The sequence below is a fragment of the Pseudomonas sp. BNK-45 genome, from assembly GCF_047456255.1.
GTDB lineage: Bacteria > Pseudomonadota > Gammaproteobacteria > Pseudomonadales > Pseudomonadaceae > Aquipseudomonas.
The window spans coordinates 919,730-937,387 of the sequence record NZ_CP179909.1 but is presented as its reverse complement, the minus strand read 5'-3'; the positions used below and the strand labels follow the sequence as shown (position 1 = coordinate 937,387).

16 protein-coding genes and 1 pseudogene are annotated in these 17,658 nt (G+C 66.0%); all 17 read left to right on the top strand.

Annotated features, from left to right (window positions below):
* Positions 1-171: 171 nt before the first annotated feature.
* The 17 genes and pseudogenes from ACMGG8_RS04255 (at position 172) to ACMGG8_RS04175 (ending at position 17,633) form a co-directional block, all read left to right on the top strand.
* Positions 172-1,008 carry an ABC transporter ATP-binding protein gene (locus ACMGG8_RS04255; protein WP_060845191.1) on the top strand — a complete coding sequence of 279 codons (837 nt, stop codon included), beginning with the start codon at positions 172-174 and terminating at the stop codon, positions 1,006-1,008.
* A 39-nt stretch (positions 1,009-1,047) separates the two neighbouring features.
* A complete protein-coding gene (locus ACMGG8_RS04250) occupies positions 1,048-2,049 on the top strand; it encodes an ABC transporter substrate-binding protein (RefSeq protein ID WP_060844999.1) in 1,002 nt (333 codons plus the stop codon).
* Between the two features lie 29 nt (positions 2,050-2,078).
* Complete coding sequence (locus tag ACMGG8_RS04245) at positions 2,079-2,855, top strand: ABC transporter permease (RefSeq protein WP_060845000.1); 777 nt, start codon at positions 2,079-2,081, stop codon at positions 2,853-2,855.
* Positions 2,855-3,619, top strand: a complete 765-nt coding sequence (locus tag ACMGG8_RS04240; protein WP_060845192.1) for an SDR family oxidoreductase — start codon at positions 2,855-2,857, stop codon at positions 3,617-3,619. The genes ACMGG8_RS04245 and ACMGG8_RS04240 overlap by 1 nt, the downstream gene beginning before the upstream one ends.
* 12 nt (positions 3,620-3,631) lie before the next feature.
* Positions 3,632-4,168 carry a cupin domain-containing protein gene (locus ACMGG8_RS04235; protein WP_060845001.1) on the top strand — a complete coding sequence of 179 codons (537 nt, stop codon included), beginning with the start codon at positions 3,632-3,634 and terminating at the stop codon, positions 4,166-4,168.
* 4 nt (positions 4,169-4,172) lie between these two features.
* Positions 4,173-5,051, top strand: coding sequence for an alpha/beta fold hydrolase (locus ACMGG8_RS04230; protein ID WP_060845002.1), 879 nt, complete (start codon positions 4,173-4,175; stop codon positions 5,049-5,051).
* Positions 5,048-5,881: an IclR family transcriptional regulator gene (locus ACMGG8_RS04225; protein WP_060845003.1), complete on the top strand. Its 834-nt coding sequence runs from the start codon at positions 5,048-5,050 to the stop codon at positions 5,879-5,881. The genes ACMGG8_RS04230 and ACMGG8_RS04225 overlap by 4 nt, the downstream gene beginning before the upstream one ends.
* Position 5,882: 1 nt before the next feature.
* Entirely contained in the window at positions 5,883-6,680 is a 798-nt protein-coding gene (locus ACMGG8_RS04220) for an SDR family oxidoreductase (RefSeq protein ID WP_060845004.1), read from the top strand.
* On the top strand, positions 6,673-8,355 hold the full coding sequence (locus ACMGG8_RS04215) for a thiamine pyrophosphate-binding protein (RefSeq protein WP_060845193.1): 1,683 nt from the start codon (positions 6,673-6,675) through the stop codon (positions 8,353-8,355). The genes ACMGG8_RS04220 and ACMGG8_RS04215 overlap by 8 nt, the downstream gene beginning before the upstream one ends.
* A 10-nt stretch (positions 8,356-8,365) precedes the next feature.
* Positions 8,366-9,169, top strand: a complete 804-nt coding sequence (locus tag ACMGG8_RS04210; protein WP_060845005.1) for an aspartate dehydrogenase — start codon at positions 8,366-8,368, stop codon at positions 9,167-9,169.
* A gap of 102 nt (positions 9,170-9,271) precedes the next feature.
* A complete protein-coding gene (locus ACMGG8_RS04205) occupies positions 9,272-10,768 on the top strand; it encodes an aldehyde dehydrogenase (protein WP_414159219.1) in 1,497 nt (498 codons plus the stop codon).
* Positions 10,765-11,730: a VOC family protein gene (locus ACMGG8_RS04200; protein WP_414159218.1), complete on the top strand. Its 966-nt coding sequence runs from the start codon at positions 10,765-10,767 to the stop codon at positions 11,728-11,730. Before ACMGG8_RS04205 ends, ACMGG8_RS04200 begins: the two co-directional genes overlap by 4 nt.
* Positions 11,731-11,757: 27 nt before the next feature.
* Complete coding sequence (locus ACMGG8_RS04195) at positions 11,758-11,985, top strand: recombinase-like helix-turn-helix domain-containing protein (RefSeq protein ID WP_060845008.1); 228 nt, start codon at positions 11,758-11,760, stop codon at positions 11,983-11,985.
* Between the two features lie 21 nt (positions 11,986-12,006).
* Positions 12,007-13,041 carry a Rieske 2Fe-2S domain-containing protein gene (locus ACMGG8_RS04190; RefSeq protein WP_414159217.1) on the top strand — a complete coding sequence of 345 codons (1,035 nt, stop codon included), beginning with the start codon at positions 12,007-12,009 and terminating at the stop codon, positions 13,039-13,041.
* Between the two features lie 58 nt (positions 13,042-13,099).
* On the top strand, positions 13,100-14,059 hold the full coding sequence (locus ACMGG8_RS04185; protein WP_414159216.1) for a PDR/VanB family oxidoreductase: 960 nt from the start codon (positions 13,100-13,102) through the stop codon (positions 14,057-14,059).
* 460 nt (positions 14,060-14,519) lie between these two features.
* Positions 14,520-15,749 (top strand): annotated as a pseudogene (locus ACMGG8_RS04180) (hypothetical protein).
* Between the two features lie 444 nt (positions 15,750-16,193).
* Complete coding sequence (locus tag ACMGG8_RS04175; protein WP_060841781.1) at positions 16,194-17,633, top strand: alanine/glycine:cation symporter family protein; 1,440 nt, start codon at positions 16,194-16,196, stop codon at positions 17,631-17,633.
* The last annotated feature ends 25 nt before the right edge of the window (positions 17,634-17,658 follow it).

Genomic DNA, 17,658 nt, shown 5'->3' with positions numbered 1-17,658 from the left:
CGTTTCATATATAAAACAAAGAAAAAATCAAATTACTTATTACAAGTAACTGATTAATAACGATTTTTATAACTTGAAACCGAATCTTAAATTCACTGGCATTGTTCATGCACTAAACGACGTATCACCTATAAAACAGACTTGAGAATTATCCCAATGGCTGTGAAAGAGATGTACGCCGTCGTGCCGCAATGGAATGCCCCTCTTCCTCAGGAAGAGTTGGCGCCGACTGAAATCGAATTTCGCCAAGTCGGTAAGTGTTTTCCGAGCAAGGGTCAGTCCAGCGCGCCCTTTGCCATTCGTGACGTGAGTTTCAAGATCCGTCGCGGCGAGGTGGTGTCGATCATCGGCCCTTCCGGTTGTGGCAAGAGCACCCTGCTCAATATGGGCTCGGGCCTTTACCTGCCCAGCGAAGGCGAGGTGCTGGTGGGCGGCGAGGCGGTGACCGGGCCGGTGCGCCGGGTGGCCTTCATGCTGCAAAAAGACCTGCTGATGCCCTGGCGCAGCATTCGCCGTAACGTCGAGCTGGGCCTGGAGATCCAGGGCGTGGCGGCCAGCGCCCGGGAAGCAGTGGCCAATGATTTGCTCGAACGCTGCCACCTCAAGGGCTTCACCGAGCACTACCCGTTCCAGCTGTCCGGCGGCATGCGCCAGCGCGCCGCTCTGGCCCGGACCCTGGCCATCGACCCCCAGGTGCTGTTCCTCGACGAGCCGTTCTCGGCCCTCGACGCCCAGACCAAGATGATCCTGCAACAGGACATGGCGCGGATGCTGGCCGACACCGGGAAGACCGCGCTGTTCATCACCCACGACCTGGTGGAAGCCATCGCCATGTCCGACCGGCTGCTGGTCATGAGCGCCCGCCCGGGAACCATCGTCGAGGAAATCAGCGTCGACCTGCCCCTGCGGGACAACCCCCTGGAGCGCCGCAAGCTGCCGGAGATCGGCCCGCTGGTTGGACGCCTGATGGAGCTGCTGCAAGTCGGCCAGGACCTCGAACTGCATTGATCAAGGCCCTAGCGGGCCGCAACCGATTCAGGAGTACCCATGCTCAAGTCGCTGTTTCAAAGACTCGGCCGCACCGCTACTGTCGCCCTCGGCCTGACCCTGGCGCACGGCGCGCTGGCCGCCCCGCAGGAGGTCACCTACCTGCTGCCGGCGCCACCCAACCTGCCGGCGTTCGCGCCGTGGATCATCGCCAAGGAAAAGGGCTACTACGCCGCCCACAACCTCAACCTGACCTTTATCGCCGCCAAGGGCGGGGTCGACGTGGCCAAGCAGATCGGCGCCGGCAACGCGCTGATGGGCGGCGCCATTGGCGACACTCCGATCGTGGTCCGGGCCAATGGCATTCCGGTGCGCGCGGTGGCACTGCTGGGGGCTGGAGGGGTGACCCTGATCGCCACCCCGCACAGTGCCGGGATCAAGGCCATCGACGACCTCAAGGGCAAGACCCTGACCGTGATGTCCTACTCGGACACCACCTACTACGCGCTGCTCGCCTCCCTGCGCAAAGCCGGCCTGAGCAAGAGCGATGTGGACATCCAGGCCGCTGGCCCGTCCGGGGTCTGGCAGCTGTTTTCCGCCGGCAAGGCCCAGGCCATGGCCGCCGTGCCGGACTGGGTGATCAATGCCGAGGACGCCGGGATCAAGGTGCAACTGATTCCCCGGGAGCAGATCTTCGAAAGCATGGCCCAGGCGATCCTCGCCTCCGACACGGCGATCCGCGACCAGCCGGAACTGGTGCGCGGGGTGGTCCAGGCCACCCTGCAAGGCATGCGCGACATCATCCAGGACCCGCGCGCCGCGGCCCGGACCTTCGCCCAGGCAGTACCGGCCTACGCCGGCAAGGAGGATGCCCTGGAGCGAATCTTCAAGCTCTATGTCGAGCACGTCTATGCCGGTCAACAGGTGCTGGGGCGCATCGATCCCCAGCGCCTGGAGCAGGTGCGCCAGTTCTATGTCAGCGAAGGCATCGTCAACCAAGAGCCCAGGCTCGACGACCTCTACACCAACCAGTTCATCGACAGCCCGGTGGCTGCGCAATGAGCACCGCCCCTTGCGAGGTACAACCCCGGATGAAAACCCTCAATCACTCCGTGCTCGGCAGCATCGCGCTGCTGCTGGTGTTCCTGCTGCTCTGGCAGTGGGGCCCGAGCCTGCTGGGCATGCCCGAATTCGTCATGCCCAGGCTCAGCCGCGTGGCCCAGGAAAGCCTGGTCATGTGGCAAAGCGGCAACCTCTGGCAGCACACCCTGGTCACCGCCCTGGAAATCATCGTCGGCTTCGCCCTCGGCGCCTTCCTCGGGCTGACCATCGGTGTGTCCCTGGGCCTGTCGCCCACCGCCGAAGCCGTGCTCTCGCCCTACATCCTGGCCTTGCAGATCGCGCCGAAGGTGGCCTTCGCCCCGCTGTTCGTGATGTGGCTGGGCTACACCGTCTACCCGAAGATCCTGATCGCCATCCTGATCGTGTTCTTCCCGGTGATGATCAACGTGCTGTCGGCGATCCGCACCGTGGACCCGGACATGATCAACCTGGTGCGCACCATGAGCGCCAGCCGCTGGCAGATCTTCCGCCTGGTGGAGTTTCCCTCGGCCATGGCCGCGCTGTTCTCCGGCCTGCGCATCGCCTCGACCCTGGCGGTGATCGGGGTCACGGTGGGCGAGCTGGTGGGCGGCAACCAGGGCCTGGGCTTCCTCCTGGTGGACGCCGAGGGCCAGGGCAACACCGCCGGGGTGTTCGTCGCCATCGTCATGCTGACCCTGATCGGGGTGATCGCCTACGGCGCCGTGGTCTGGGCGGAAAAGCGCGTCCTGCACTACCTGCCCAAAGCCATGTTGAGTAGCCAATGATGAACGCCCCAAGTGATCTGCTGCAGGACCGTCGGGTCCTGATTACCGGTGGCGCCCGTGGTCTGGGCTACGCCTTCGCCGAAGCCATTGCCCGCGCCGGAGCCCGGGTAGTGATTGCCGATGTGCTGGAACAGCGGGTGCAACAGGCGGCCATCGACCTGCGCCACCAGGGCCTGGATGTCCGCGCCCTGAGCCTGGACCTGGCGAACCCCGACGCCATCGACACCTGCATCAACGCCGCCGTGGAGCTGCTCGGCGGCCTCGACGGCCTGGTGAACAACGCCTCGATCACCCATTCCGGGGGCAAGAGCTGCGAGCAACTGACCCTGGACACCTGGGATCAGGTGATGCAGGTCAACGTGCGCGGCACCTGGCTGATGACCAAGGGCTGCCTGCCGGCCCTGCGCGCCAGCGGCCGCGGGGCCATCGTCAACCTGGCCTCGGACACCCCGCTGTGGGGCGCGCCGAACCTGTTGGCCTACGTCGCCAGCAAGGGCGCCATCATCGCCATGACCCGCAGCCTGGCCCGGGAGCTGGGCGGCGACGGGATCACCGTCAACGCCATCGCCCCGGGCCTGGTGCAGGTGGAAGCCACCGCCTATGTGCCCGAGGCGCGCCATCGCCTGTACCTGGAACAGCGCGCCCTGCAACGCCCGCAACTGCCCGAGGACGTCAGCGGCGCGGTGCTGTTCGCCCTGTCCGACCTTGCCCGTTTCATCACTGGACAAACCCTGCCGGTCAACGGCGGGTTCGTCATGCCCTGAATGGAGACTGCCATGACCGATCTATCCGCCAACTCGCAAGCCAAAAGCTGGGAGCGCCCGGCCGGGGCCAGCCTGGAAAGCTGGATGAACACCCGCATCGCCCGCTACGCAACCCGCCAGTACGACTGGGATGCGCTGAAGTTCCAGGCCGACTACGACCCCAAGTACCGTCGCGCGCAGATGCGCTACATCGGCACCGGCGGCACCGGGGTCAGCAACGACAGCAACACCGTCCCGGCCGAGCACTTCACCTTTTCCACCATGGTCATCCCCGCCGGCCATGAGGGCCCGTCGCACCTGCACATCGATGTAGAGGAAGTGTTCTTCGTCCTGCGCGGCAGGCTCAAGCTGGTGCTGGAAAAGGACGGCGAGCGCTTTGAAACCATCCTCAACGAACGTGACCTGGTGTCGGTGCCGCCAGGGGTGTACCGCGAGGAGATCAACATCGGCGATGAAGACGCGCTGATGTGCGTGATGCTCGGCGCGAAGAAGCCGATCACCCCGACTTACCCGCCAGAGCACCCTCTGGCCTCGATCAAGCGCGGGTAAGGCCATGTTCCCAGGCCTCTCTCAACCGGTAGCGACGGCGGACCTGCAAGCCCAGCTGGCCCGGGACTTTCCCCAGCGCCTGGTGACGGCCAGCGGCGGCCTCCAGGCCCTGCGTGAAGGCGGCGCGGGGCCGGCGCTGGTGCTGCTGCACGGCATCGGCTCCGGGGCGGCCTCCTGGCTGGAAGTCGCACAGCACCTGGCGCCCAAGGCCCGGGTCATTGCCTGGGACGCGCCCGGCTACGGTGATTCCAGCCCGCTGGAATCCCCCGCGCCGAAGGCCGAGCACTACGCCGCCCGGCTGCTGCAGATGCTCGACGCGCTGGAGATCGAGCAATGCGTGCTGGTGGGGCACTCCCTGGGCGCGTTGCCGGCCCTGGCCTTGGCCCGCAGCGCCCAGGCCCGGCGGGTCAGCCGCTTGCTGCTGATCAGCCCGGCCCAGGGCTACGGCGCGCCAGCGCTGGCCGAACAGGGCCGGCAGGTGCGCCAACAACGCCTGGACACGCTAGAGCGCCTGGGCATCGCCGGCCTAGCCGATCAGCGCAGCGCCCAGATGCTTTCGCCCACCGCCACGCCCCAGGCCCTGGCCTGGGTGCGCTGGAACATGGCCCGCCTGAACCCCACCGGGTATCGCCAGGCCATCGAGCTGTTGTGTGGTGACGACCTGCTGCGCCATGGCCCACCCGGCATGCCCTGCGAAGTGCATTGCGGCGCAGCCGACCGCATCACCCCGGCCGAGGGTTGCCTGACCCTGGCCAAGGCACTAGGCGCACGCTTCAACCTGATCGCCAACGCGGGCCACGCCAGCCCCGTCGAACAACCGCTGGTGGTGGCGGGCCTGCTGGCCCGCGCCATCGAAGAATCCCTGACAGGTAGACCCCTATGAACGACGCCGATCTGCTGAAGGACCCTCAGGACAAGTACATCGTCCCAGGCCTGGAACGGGGCCTGTTGCTGCTGTGCGAATTCAGCCGCAGCAACCGCACCCTCACCGCCCCGGAGCTGGCCCGGCGCCTGGCCCTGCCGCGCTCGACCATCTTCCGTCTGCTGACCACCCTGGAAACCATGGGTTTCGTCACCCGCAGCGGCAATGAATACCGCCTGGGCATGTCGGTGCTGCGCCTGGGCTTCGAATACCTGGCGTCGCTGGAGCTCACCGAGCTGGGCCAGCCGCTGCTGGCGCGGCTGTGCGACCGCCTCAACTACCCGAGCAACCTGGTGGTGCGCGACGGTCGCTCGATCGTCTACGTGGCCAAGGTTTCGCCACCTTCGGTGTTCTCCAGCGCGGTCAGCGTCGGCACCCGCCTGCCGGCCCACGCCACGGTGCTCGGCCGGGTGCTGCTGGGGGATTTGTCCCTGGCCGAGCTGCGCGAGCTGTACCCGGAGGAACACCTGGAACAGCACTCCCCCAGCACGCCAAACACCGTGATGGCGCTGTTCGACATGGTCCAGGCCGACCGCCAGCGGGGCTTTGTCAGCGGCGAAGGCTTCTTCGAGCCGAGCATTTCCACGGTGGCGGCCCCGGTGCGTGATCAGAGCGGCAGCATCGTCGCCGCCTTGGGAGTGACCATCGCCACCGCCCAGGTCGGCCACATCAACTACAACGAACTGCTGCTACAGGTACGCCGCAGCGCCGACGAGCTGTCGCGCCTGCTCAACTACAACAGCGCGGCCCATGACGGGCAGCCGCGGGTCACCGCCTTGATGAGGGATTGAAATGAGCCCTTATCAACTGCAAGGCCGCACGGCCATCGTCACCGGCGGCTCGTCGGGCATCGGCCTGGCCTGCGTCGAACTGCTGCTGCAGGCGGGCGCCAAGGTGGCCTTCTGTGGCCGCGACCCAGAGCGCCTGGAGGCGACGCAACAGCGCCTGCGCGAACGCTTCCCCGAGGCGCAGCTGCTGGCGCGGGTTTGCGATGTGCTCGACGCCGACGCCGTGGGCGCCTTCGCCAGCGCCAGCCTGAAGGCCCTGGGCCCGGCCAGCGTGCTGGTCAACAACGCCGGGCAAGGCCGGGTGTCGACCTTTGCCGACACCAGCGCCGCGGCCTGGAGCGAAGAGCTGAACCTCAAGTTCTTCTCGGTGATCAACCCGGTGCAAGCCTTCAAGCCCCAGCTCGACGGCCAGCCCGAGGCGGCAATCGTTTGCGTCAACTCGCTGCTGGCGCGCCAGCCGGAACCGCACATGGTGGCCACGTCCGCGGCCCGCGCCGGGGTGCTGAACCTGGTGCGCTCATTGGCCAGCGAGTTCGCCGCCGATGGCATCCGGGTCAACGGCATCCTCGTGGGCCTGGTGGAGTCCGGGCAATGGCGCCGGCGCTTCGAAGCCCGGGAAGAACGCCACCTCGACTGGACGCAATGGACCGCCCAACTGGCCCAGCGCAAACAGATTCCCCTGGGACGCCTGGGCCTGCCGATCGAGGCAGCCCAAGCCATCCTGTTCCTGGCCTCGCCTCTAAGCGCTTACACCACAGGCAGCCATATCGATGTTTCCGGAGGCCTCTGCCGCCATGCGTAACGAACCAATGGTCACCGTCGGAGCGGTCATCACCGCTTTTCTCGAACAATGCGACGTCAAGGCCGCCTTTGGCGTGATCTCGATCCACAACATGCCGATCCTCGATGCCTTCGCGGTGCGCGGCAACATCCGCTTCGTCATGGCCCGGGGCGAAGCCGGGGCGGCCAACATGGCCGACGCCTATGCCCGGGCCAGCGGCGGCCTGGGGGTGTGCCTGACCTCCACCGGCACCGCGGCCGGCAATGCCGCCGGCGCCCTGGTGGAAGCCTTGACCGCCGGCACGCCCTTGCTGCACCTGACCGGGCAGATCGAAACCCCCTACCTGGACCAGGAACTGGCCTATATCCACGAAGCCCGGGACCAGCTGAGCATGCTCAAGGCGGTATCCAAGGCGGCCTTCCGGGTGCGCAGCGTGGAAACCGCCCTGAGCACCCTGAAGCTGGCGGTGCAGACCGCCCTGACCGCGCCCACCGGGCCGGTGAGCGTGGAGATTCCCATCGACATCCAGTCGACCCTGATCCCCATGCCCACGGACCTCTCGCCCTTGCCAGTGGCCGTGGCGGTGCCCGCCGCCGAGGCCCTGGACCAACTGGCCGAACGCCTGGCGCAAGCCCATCGGCCGCTGCTCTGGCTGGGCGGCGGGGCGCGGCACGCCGGGCCTCAGGTCAAGCGCTTGATGGACCTGGGGCTGGGGATCATCACCTCGACCCAGGGCCGGGGCGTGGTCAACGAGGACGATGAACGCTGCCTCGGCGCTTTCTCGCAGAACAAGCAGGTCGAGCAGTTCCTGCAAAGCTGCGACGCGCTGTTGATCGCCGGCTCGCGCCTGCGCAGCAACGAAACCTTCAAGTACAGCCTGAAGCTGCCCCACAACACCCTACGCATCGACGCCAACCCGGCCATCGAAGGGCGCAGCTACCCCAGCGAGCGGTTTGTCTGTGGCGATGCCGCCCTGGCCCTCGAAGGCCTGGCCGACCGCCTCGAAGGCCGTTTGCACGGCAACCCGGAGTTCCTCGCCGAACTCAAGGCGGTGCGCGCCGCCTCGCGCCAGCAGTTGCTGGCGGACCTGGGGCCCTACTCGGCCATGGTCGAGCAGTTGCAGACCCACACTGGCCGCGACTTCACCTGGGTGCGCGACGTGACCCTGTCCAACAGCCTCTGGGGCAACCGCCTGCTGACCCTCTATCACCCGCGCTGCGGCATCCACGCCCTGGGCGGCGGTATCGGCCAGGGCCTGGCCATGGGCATCGGCGCCGCCATTGCCGCAGCGGTCAATGCGCCACAGCGCAAGGTCTTTGCCCTGGCCGGCGACGGCGGTTTCATCCTCAACCTGGGTGAGCTGGCGACCCTGGTCCAGGAGCGCGTCAACCTGGTGATCCTGCTGATGAACGACCAGCGCTACGGGGTCATCCGCAACATCCAGGACGCGGTCTACGGCAGCCGTCACTGCTACGTCGACCTGCACACACCGGACTACAGCAAGCTCGCCGAATCCATTGGCCTGCGCCACGGCCGGGTCCGCGACCTCAAGGATTTCGGCGGCCTGCTGGACCGTGCCCAGCGCGAGCCCGGCCCCTTCCTGCTGGAGGTGGACATGCTCAGCGTCGGCAACTTCGCCACCGCGTTCGCCGGGCCGCCCAACAGCGAAACCCAAGCCCAGAAAGCCAATGCCTGAGGAATGCGCCATGTTGCACATCACCATGATCGGCTGCGGGGCCATTGGCCTCGGCGTACTGGAACTGCTGGAACAGGACCGGCAACTGCGGGTGGACCGAGTGATCGTTTCGCCCGGCTCCGAAGCCGCCGCCCGCCAGCGCCTGGCCCGCTTGCAGCATCCGCCCCAGGTGCTCACCGCCCTGCCGGCCGAGGCCCGGCCCGACCTGCTGCTGGAGTGCGCCGGCCACCAGGCCCTTGAGGAACATGTGCTGCCCGCGCTGGAGCGAGGCATCGCCTGCCTGATCGTCTCGGTGGGCGCGCTCTCGCAGCCGGGCCTGGTGGAGCGCCTGGAAGCCGCGGCCGAGCACGGTCGTACCCGCATCGAGCTGCTGCCGGGGGCCATCGGCGGCATCGACGCGCTGTCGGCGGCCAAGGTCGGCGGCCTGGACTCGGTGGACTACACCGGCCGCAAACCGGCCCGGGCCTGGAAAAACACCCCTGGCGAACAGGCCTGCGACCTGGAGCGCATCAGCGAAGCGACGGTGATTTTCCAGGGCAGCGCCCGGGAAGCGGCGCGGCTGTACCCGAAGAACGCCAACGTCGCCGCCACCTTGTCCCTGGCCGGGATCGGCCTGGACCGCACCCGGGTGACGCTGATCGCCGACCCGCACAGTGACGAGAACGTCCATCAGTTCCAGGCCCGGGGCGCCTTTGGCGGTTTCGAACTGAGCCTGCGAGGCAAGCCGCTGGCGGCCAATCCGAAAACGTCGGCGCTGACCGTGTACAGCGTGATCCGGGCCCTGGGCAACCACGCTCACGGCCTATCCATCTGAGGAGCAGCGGCAAGGAGTGAGCGGCAAGCGGCAAGTCAAGGCGTGAACAGCGCGCTTGCCGTCACTTGCAGCTTGCGGCTTGCCACTGAAGCTGAGGTTTTTATGAGTGTTGAACAGTCGTTACCGATTTGTGTTGCCGGTGATTGGCGCCTGGGCCGGGGGGCCCGGTATGCCAGCCGCTATCCCGCCACCAACGAGGCGGTGGCGTGGCTCAATGCCGCCGATCTGCAGGATGTCGAGGAGGCGGTGCAAGGCGCCCATCAGGCGTTTCTGCACAGCGGCTGGGCCCAGCGCAAGCCCCATGAACGGGCGGCGGTGCTGTATCGCATCGCCGGGCTGATCCGCGAGCGCGGCGAGGATCTGGCGCAGTTGCAACGCCAGGACAACGGCAAGCCGATCAATGAAACCCGGGCCCTGGTGGCCAGCGCGGCCGCGACCTTTCAGTTCTTCGCCGCCGCCTGCGAAACCCTGGAAGAGACCATCACCCCGTCCCGAGGGGATTTCGTCAGCATGAGCGTCTACGAACCCATGGGCGTGATCGCCGCGATCACCCCTTGGAACTCGCCCATCGCCAGTGAGGCGCAGAAGCTGGCGCCGGCCCTGGCCGCTGGCAACGCGGTGGTGATCAAGCCGGCGGAAATCACCCCGCTGCTGGCCCTGCAACTGGCGCGCATCTGTGACGACGCCGGGTTGCCCAAGGGGCTGGTCAGCGTCCTGCCGGGCAAGGGCTCGCTGCTGGGGGACGCCCTGACCCGCCATCCCCTGGTAAAAAAGGTCTCGTTCACCGGTGGCACACGCACTGGCAAGCACATCGCCCACATCGCCGCCGACAAGATGATGCCGGTGTCCCTGGAGCTGGGGGGCAAGTCGCCGACCATCGTGCTCGACGACGCCGACCTCGACCACGCCGTGGCCGGGGTGTTGTACGGCATCTTCAGTTCCTCGGGCGAGGCCTGTATCGCCGGGTCGCGGCTGTTTGTCGCCCAGCGCCTGTACCAGCCGTTCATGGACAGACTGGTGGACGCGGCGAGCCGGCTGCGGGTCGGCGACCCGGCGCACGAGCGCACCCAGATGGGACCGCTGATCAGCGCCGAGCACCGTGAGTCGGTAGAGCGCTATGTGGCCCTGGGCCTGGCCGCCGGCGGCCGCCTGCGCCTGGGCGGCGAACCCTTGGCGGGAGCGGCCTACGAGCGTGGCTTCTACTACCCGCCGACCATCCTCGAAGGCCTGCACAACCGGCAGCAGGTGTGCCAGGAGGAGATCTTCGGCCCGGTGCTGGTGGCCCTGCCCTTCGAGGACGAAGCGCAGTTGCTGGAGCAGGCCAACGACAGCCTGTATGCCCTCGCCGCCGGGATCTGGAGCCGCGACTACAAGCGCGCCTGGGCCCTGGGCCGCAAGCTCCAGGCCGGCACGGTGTGGATCAACACCTACAAGCAGTTTTCGATTTCCACCCCCTTCGGCGGCTGGCGCGACAGCGGCCTGGGCCGGGAAAAGGGCCGCCTGGGAATCCTGCAGTACATGGAACAGAAGAGCCTCTACTGGGGCATGAACCCACAACCACTGGCCTGGGCCGGTCTGGGCAACGAGGTAGCGCAATGAGTGTTCTGGGCATTGATGAAGTCACTTACGGCGTCGAGGACCTCGACACCTGCGTGCGGTTTTTCCGCGACTGGGGCCTGCAGCAGGTCAGCGCCCGGGAGGATGAGGTGGTCTTCGAAACCCTCAACGGCTGTCGCGTGGTGCTGGCGGACCTGAACCGGCCCGGCCTGCCGCCGGCGATCGAAGCCGGCTCCACGGTGCGCGAAGTGGTCTGGGGCGTGGAAAACGCCGCCGACCTAGCGCTGTACCGCCAGCGCATCGCCGCCGACCCGGGTTTCGTCGAAAGCGACGGGCGCATCGGCTGCACCGACCCCAACGGCCTGGCCATCCGCTTGCAGGTGACCCGCAAGCGCGCCCTGGACATCGAGTGCAGCGGCCACAACACCTGGCAGACCAAGGGCCGGATCAACAAGCCAGCACCGATCTACGAACGCGCCACACCGATCGAGGTCGGCCACGTGGTGTTTTTCGTCAAGGACGTGAACGCCTGCGAAGCCTTCTACAGCGAGCGTTTCGACTTCCAGGCCTCGGACCGTTACCCGGATCGTGGGGCCTTTTTGCGCAGCGCCGAGGAAGGCGGCCATCACGACCTGTTCATGCTGCAACTGCCGACGCCTCGGGCCGGGCTCAACCATGTGGCCTTCACCGTGCGCGATGTGCACGAGGTGTTTGGCGGCGGCATGCACATTTCCCGTTGCGGCTGGAGCACGGAAATCGGCCCGGGCCGGCACCCGGTGTCGTCGGCGTTCTTCTGGTACTTCAAGAACCCCGCCGGGGCCCTGGTGGAGTATTACGCCGATGAAGACCAACTGACCGGGCAATGGCAGCCCCGCAGCTTCGAGCCCGGCCCCACGGTGTTTGCCGAATGGGCGATTGCCGGTGGCATCGACGGCCACACCCGCCGCCAGCAACACGTCGAGGCGCCCCAGGGCAAATTCCTCACCGACAAACCCAAAGCCTGAGCAGAAGCCGAAAAGGAGATCCATGACATGACCGCCCGCGCCCCTTACCTGGAGCCGCATCAGGCTCGCAAACGTCCCAGCACGCCCTTCGAGGACCTGCTGGGAGACGCCATCGAACGCGCCTTTGGCAATGGCATCAGCGAACTGCCGGCGCTGCTTGAACACCTTGACCGGGCCGGCCCGCCCTGCCCGCTGACCGAGGGCCAGTGGACGGCGGATGCCTACAAAACCCTCATGGCTCGATTGGGCGAATGACCCGTCGGAGGACAATAAGAAATGAACCTGCAACTGACCGTCGATCCTGTTGAGCAACACCTGGCCAATGGCCTGAAAGACCTGTGGTTCCCGGTACTGCCGTCGGAGCATCTGGGGGACAAGCCCGTGTCCATCCGCCGCCTGGGCTACAAGATCGCCCTGTGGCGCGACAACGATGGCCGCGTCCATGCCCTGGAAGACCACTGCCCGCACCGTGGCGCGCCGCTGTCCCAGGGCCCGGTGCTGGGCGATCGCCTGCAATGCCCTTATCACGGCATCGAAGTGCGCTGCGACGGCACCGTGCTCAAGGTGCCCGGCAGCCCCGGGTGCAAGCTTGAAGGCAGCCGGCCGACGCGGATGTTCCATGCCCGCGAGGCGGCCGGGGCGATCTTCCTGTTCAACGCCAGCGACCCGCACCTGGACCAGGCGCCGGAGCTGGTGCTGCCGGAGCAACTGACCGACCCCGAATGGAGCCACTTCCTCTGCTACACCGAGTGGCAGGGCGACTACCGCTATGTGCTGGACAACGTCATGGACCCGATGCACGGCACCTACCTGCACAAAATGTCCCACTCCATGAGCGAAGGCGAAGCCACCGCGTGCTTCGTCACCCGCGACACCGAGCAGGGCTTCGTCTTCGAGAAGGAAGGCCAGCGCGGGGTCAACTTCGACTGGACCGAGTTCCTCGACAACGGCTGCCACTGGCTGCGCCTGGAAATTCCCTACCCGAAAACCGGCGGCCCGGGGGGAAACTTCACCATCATCGGCAGCTACACCCCCAGCAGTCGCGCCCTGGCGGCGGTGTTCCACTGGCGCTGCCGCCCGCTCACCGGCTGGCAGCGCGACACCTGGCGCTTCCTCTACAAGAACCGCCTGGAGGCGCGCCACTGGGCGGTGCTGGAGCAGGACCGGGTGCTGCTCGAATTCATGGAGGCCGACGCCAACCAGCGGGAAAACCTCTACCAGCACGACCTCGGAGTGGTGCGCCTGCGGCGTTACCTGAAGAACGCCGCCAAGGCCCAGCTGGAACTGATCGACGCCAGGCAACTGGCGTGAACCCGACCGGCGGGGATCGAGCCCGATCCCTGCCGCGCTGTCTTGAAAGAGGTGAATGATGTGCACATCCCCGCTCCTCACCGCCCGGGTGCAAAGCCTGCACTATGAAGCCGAGGGCATCATCAGCGTCGAGCTGCGGCCCTTGGGCGACACCCGGTTCCCGGCCTTCGAGGCCGGCGCCCATATCGACCTGCACCTGGCCAACGGCCTGGTGCGCAGCTACTCGCTGCTCAACGCCCCGGGCGATCCCGGGCATTACCGCCTGGGCATCCTGCGCGACCGCAACAGCCGCGGCGGCTCGGAATACATCCACAGCCAGTTGCGGGTCGGCATGGCGTTGTCGATCTCGGCGCCACGCAATAACTTCGCTCTCGATCTGGGTGCCGAGCACAGCGTGCTGGTGGCCGGCGGCATCGGCATCACGCCGATCTACTGCATGTTCCTCCAGCTGCTGGCCCTGGGAAAATCCGCCGAGCTGATCTACTGCGCCCGCTCGCGCCAGGAAGCGGCGCTGGTGGCCAGCCTCGACAGCCTCGGGGCCCCGGTGCGTTACCACTTCAACGACGAGCAGGGCCTGCCACCAGATCTGGGGGACTACCTGACCGGCTACCCCGGCGACACCCACTTCTATTGCTGTGGCCCGACGCCAATGCTCGATGCCTTTGAAAGCACCTGTGAACGCCTGGGCTACGTTCACAGCCATGTCGAGCGCTTCAGCGCCGGCGAAATCGCTGCCAGCGCCGACGCCCAGAGCCACTACAGCGTGGAACTTAAAAAGTCCGGGCGGAGCCTGGCGGTGGAGCCGACCCAGAGCTTGCTGGACGTGCTGCTGGAGGCCGGTTGCGCCATCGACCACAGCTGCCGCGAAGGGGTGTGCGGCTCCTGCGAAACCCGGGTCCTGGAAGGCGAAATCGACCACCGCGACGGCGTCCTGAGCAAGGCCGAACGGGCGGCCAACCGTTCGATGATGGTCTGTGTCTCGGGCTGCAAGAGCCAGCGCCTGGTGCTGGATCTGTAATCTGCCCGGCTAAAAAAACCTGTGGCGAGGGAGCTTGCTCCCGTGGGACCGGCCGGCGCTCCGGGGTGTAGCAGTCCCATTTTTGGGGTCGCTGCGCGCTGGTACGCCAGCCCGGCCCAGCGGGAGCAAGCTCCCTCGCCACCCGTACAGTGCTTGTGCCTAACTGATCGGCCTCAGCCTTTTTCAACCCGTTTTTTCGCCAACAAGCCCGCGCCATGGGGCTGCGTCCCGCGGTTCACCCATAAAACACCCCGCCCGCCCAATACCCCCAAGGTGCAATAAAGACGCACCGGACAAGGCCCCCTGTAACCTCTGTAACCTGCTGTTCCAAGGGTTGTACAAGGGAGCCTTGTTTCCCATATAAATCATTGATTTGAAAGTATTTTTCCATAAGCAAGTAGCGTGGCGACTGGCATGGTTTCTGCTCTTGCCCTCCTCACTTCATAAGGAGGAGATCAAGATGAAGCGTCACGCCCTGGGTGCCACCCTGCTAGTGATCAGTTGCGCCGGTTTCGCCGTTGAACCGGTGCCTTCCGAACCGGTGCGCGCCAACGCCGCCAACAAGCCTTTCCCGCATGTTTCCTGGCGCAGCACGGACGGCGACAGCAGCCTGGACATCGGCGGCGCCTTGCGCCTGAATTATCGCGACGAGCATTGGCAAACCACGGAAAACAACGGTCGCCTGCTGTTCGACACCTTTCGCCTGGACGTCCAGGCCCGCTACCAGAACCTCTACGGCGACCTGGGCTACTGGTTCCAGGATGACGGCAAGCGCGCCATCGACCGGGGCTTCGTCGGCTATCGGCTGAACAGTCAATCGACCCTGCAACTGGGAGCGCCCTTCAAACCCTTTGGCCTGGAGCCCTACCCGCAATTTGGCTGGAGCTATCACATCCCGTTTTTTCTCGGCTACGGCTCCAGCGCCGGCAGTGGCTTGAAGTACAGCCACAAGGACACGGACTGGGATGTGCAACTGGCCTACTTCCCGCGGATGCTGCCCAGCGGCATCCGCTACTCGCCGGAAGTCGGCCGCTAAGCCGACTTGAACGACAACGCAATCGCCGCTGTGCAGTCGCGCCAGGACGATGAAAAACGCAACCAGCTCAATGCCCGGGTCGCTCGGACCTTCAACCTCGACGACTGGAAAACCGAGCTGGGCGCCTCCCTGGCCACGGCCCAGCTGTACAACGCCAGCACCCGGGACAACGGCGACTACTGGGCGGCGGGGCTGCACGCGGTGATCAATCATGGCCCCTGGACCCTGACCAGCCAGGCCATTCGCTACCAATTCGATCCAAAGAACCCCGGTGGCGTCAGCAAAGATTCGGTGCTGATGGGCGGCAACGGCCTGACCCCGGCCTACCTGATCGCCTCCCGGGCCAGCGTGGCCTCGCTGAACCTGGGGTACGACATCGACACTCCCGGGCTTGGGCAACTCAAGCGCATCAAGCTGTACAACGACTACAGCCGCATGCGCAAAGACAAAAGGAGTTGGGACGACTCGCAGATGTACACCATTGGCGCGCAGTTCCTGGCACTACCGGTGATGGCCTGGCTGGACCTGACCTGGGCCAGGAACGCCAACCCCTATGGCGGCGCGGAGAATGGCAGCGGCTTCACCAGCACCACCTCCAGCGGCAGCAACCAGTGGTATTACCGGACCAACATCAACATCGGCTACTACTTCTGATCCCGTCGCAGGAGCCGGCTTGCCGGCGAACAGGGCTTCAAGACGGACACCGCTCAAACGGGCCCCTTCGCTGGCCAGCCAGCTCCTACGGTTGGCAACGGTATCGCGGGGATGATGTGGGCCCCTTGGAGCCTCTGTTCGCGGGATTTTCCGGGCAGGACAAGAACCGTTTCAGCCCACCGTCGGCACTGCCGTTCCTCGGCTCGACACGCAACATGCAGACGGCGAGCCCGCGCACCGGTATAGTGCGCCCCCTCTTCACGTGGACAGCCGTCGGTAACGAGGCTCAACCCCACGGGAAACCCGAACTAATAACAACCCGCGAAATATAGAACCGGGACGAACGCTCGCCCCACCGCATTGCCGTGCGTGCAATCAGCGGTGTAACTGAATGTTTCCGTCCGTTCTGCTTTTGCCTACACAAAAAACAGCGAGGAATAATCCATGCTCGAAGTCATCAACGACTTCCTCTCAGGGAAAGTGCTGATCGTGCTCATTGTCGGGCTCGGCAGCTACTTCACGATCCGCTCGCGTTTCGTTCAATTGCGCCACTTCCTCCATATGTTCGCGGTGTTCCGCGACAGCCTGAAAAGCAGCGGCGGCCAGCTCAGCTCGTTCCAGGCGCTGATGCTCAGCCTTGCTGGCCGGGTGGGCGCGGGCAACATCGCCGGCGTCGGCATCGCCGTGACCCTGGGCGGCCCTGGCGCGGTGTTCTGGATGTGGGTGACCGCACTGGTCGGCATGTCCAGCAGCTTCTTCGAGTGCACCCTGGCCCAGGTCTACAAGCGCGCCGACGGCGACGGCCTGTACCGCGGCGGCCCGGCCTACTACATCCAGCACGGCCTGAAGCTCAAGGGCATGGCGGTGGTGTTCTCCATCCTGCTGCTGGTCACCTACGGCTTCGCCTTCATCGGCCTGCAGTCCTACACCGTGACGCACTCGCTGCAGGACGCCTTTGCCTTTGACCCACGCCACACCGGCATCGTCCTGGCGGTGCTGCTGGCCATCACCTTCATCGGCGGCATCAAGCGCATCGCCGCGGTGTCCGACCTGCTGGTTCCGATCAAGACCCTGGCCTACATCGCCGTGACCCTGTACGTGATCGGCACCCAGATCGAACACGTGCCGGCCATGCTGGAAACCATCATCAAGAGCGCCTTCGGCCTCGATCCGGCCTTCGGCGGCCTGCTGGGCAGCGCCATCGTCATGGGCGTGAAGCGTGGCGTGTTCGCCAACGAAGCGGGCCTGGGCAGTGCGCCGAACGTCGCCGCCGTGGCCGCCGTGAAGCACCCGGGCGCCCAGGGCGTGGTCCAGGCCTTCAGCGTGTTCCTCGACACCTTCGTGATCTGCACCTGCACCGCGCTGCTGATCCTGCTGTCGGGCTTCTACACTCCTGGCTTCGAAGGCGATGGCATCGTCCTGACCCAGAACTCGCTGGCCGCCGTGGTCGGTGACTGGGGCCGCCTGTTCGTCAGCGTCGCGCTGTCGCTGTTCGTCTTCACCTGCATCCTCTACAACTACTACCTGGGCGAGAACAGCCTGCAGTTCCTCAGCCGCAACCGCGCCGTGCTGATGCTGTTCCGCGGCCTGGTGCTGGCGCTGGTGGTCTGGGGTTCGATGCAGGACCTTTCGACCGTGTTCGCCTTCGCCGATATCACCATGACCTGCCTGGCCTTCGTCAACCTGGTGGCCCTGGCCATGCTGTTCAAGGTCGGCCTGCGGGTGATGCGCGACTACGACGAGCAGCGCCGCGCCGGCGTCGACCAGCCGGTGTTCGACTCGCGCAAGTTCGCCGATCTGGACCTGGACCTGAAGGCCTGGCCTGCCGAACCTTCGGCCGCCACCCAGGCCGAGCCGCAAGGCGTACCCGCAGCGCAACGCTGACGGGTGAACGACGGGGGCATCCTCT

Coding starts and splice junctions, on each gene's coding strand:
- ACMGG8_RS04255 (WP_060845191.1), top strand. CDS start 172: ATGTACGCCGTCGTGCCGCAATGGAATGCCCCTCTTCCTCAGGAAGAG.
- ACMGG8_RS04250 (WP_060844999.1), top strand. CDS start 1,048: ATGCTCAAGTCGCTGTTTCAAAGACTCGGCCGCACCGCTACTGTCGCC.
- ACMGG8_RS04245 (WP_060845000.1), top strand. CDS start 2,079: ATGAAAACCCTCAATCACTCCGTGCTCGGCAGCATCGCGCTGCTGCTG.
- ACMGG8_RS04240 (WP_060845192.1), top strand. CDS start 2,855: ATGAACGCCCCAAGTGATCTGCTGCAGGACCGTCGGGTCCTGATTACC.
- ACMGG8_RS04235 (WP_060845001.1), top strand. CDS start 3,632: ATGACCGATCTATCCGCCAACTCGCAAGCCAAAAGCTGGGAGCGCCCG.
- ACMGG8_RS04230 (WP_060845002.1), top strand. CDS start 4,173: ATGTTCCCAGGCCTCTCTCAACCGGTAGCGACGGCGGACCTGCAAGCC.
- ACMGG8_RS04225 (WP_060845003.1), top strand. CDS start 5,048: ATGAACGACGCCGATCTGCTGAAGGACCCTCAGGACAAGTACATCGTC.
- ACMGG8_RS04220 (WP_060845004.1), top strand. CDS start 5,883: ATGAGCCCTTATCAACTGCAAGGCCGCACGGCCATCGTCACCGGCGGC.
- ACMGG8_RS04215 (WP_060845193.1), top strand. CDS start 6,673: ATGCGTAACGAACCAATGGTCACCGTCGGAGCGGTCATCACCGCTTTT.
- ACMGG8_RS04210 (WP_060845005.1), top strand. CDS start 8,366: ATGTTGCACATCACCATGATCGGCTGCGGGGCCATTGGCCTCGGCGTA.
- ACMGG8_RS04205 (WP_414159219.1), top strand. CDS start 9,272: ATGAGTGTTGAACAGTCGTTACCGATTTGTGTTGCCGGTGATTGGCGC.
- ACMGG8_RS04200 (WP_414159218.1), top strand. CDS start 10,765: ATGAGTGTTCTGGGCATTGATGAAGTCACTTACGGCGTCGAGGACCTC.
- ACMGG8_RS04195 (WP_060845008.1), top strand. CDS start 11,758: ATGACCGCCCGCGCCCCTTACCTGGAGCCGCATCAGGCTCGCAAACGT.
- ACMGG8_RS04190 (WP_414159217.1), top strand. CDS start 12,007: ATGAACCTGCAACTGACCGTCGATCCTGTTGAGCAACACCTGGCCAAT.
- ACMGG8_RS04185 (WP_414159216.1), top strand. CDS start 13,100: ATGTGCACATCCCCGCTCCTCACCGCCCGGGTGCAAAGCCTGCACTAT.
- ACMGG8_RS04175 (WP_060841781.1), top strand. CDS start 16,194: ATGCTCGAAGTCATCAACGACTTCCTCTCAGGGAAAGTGCTGATCGTG.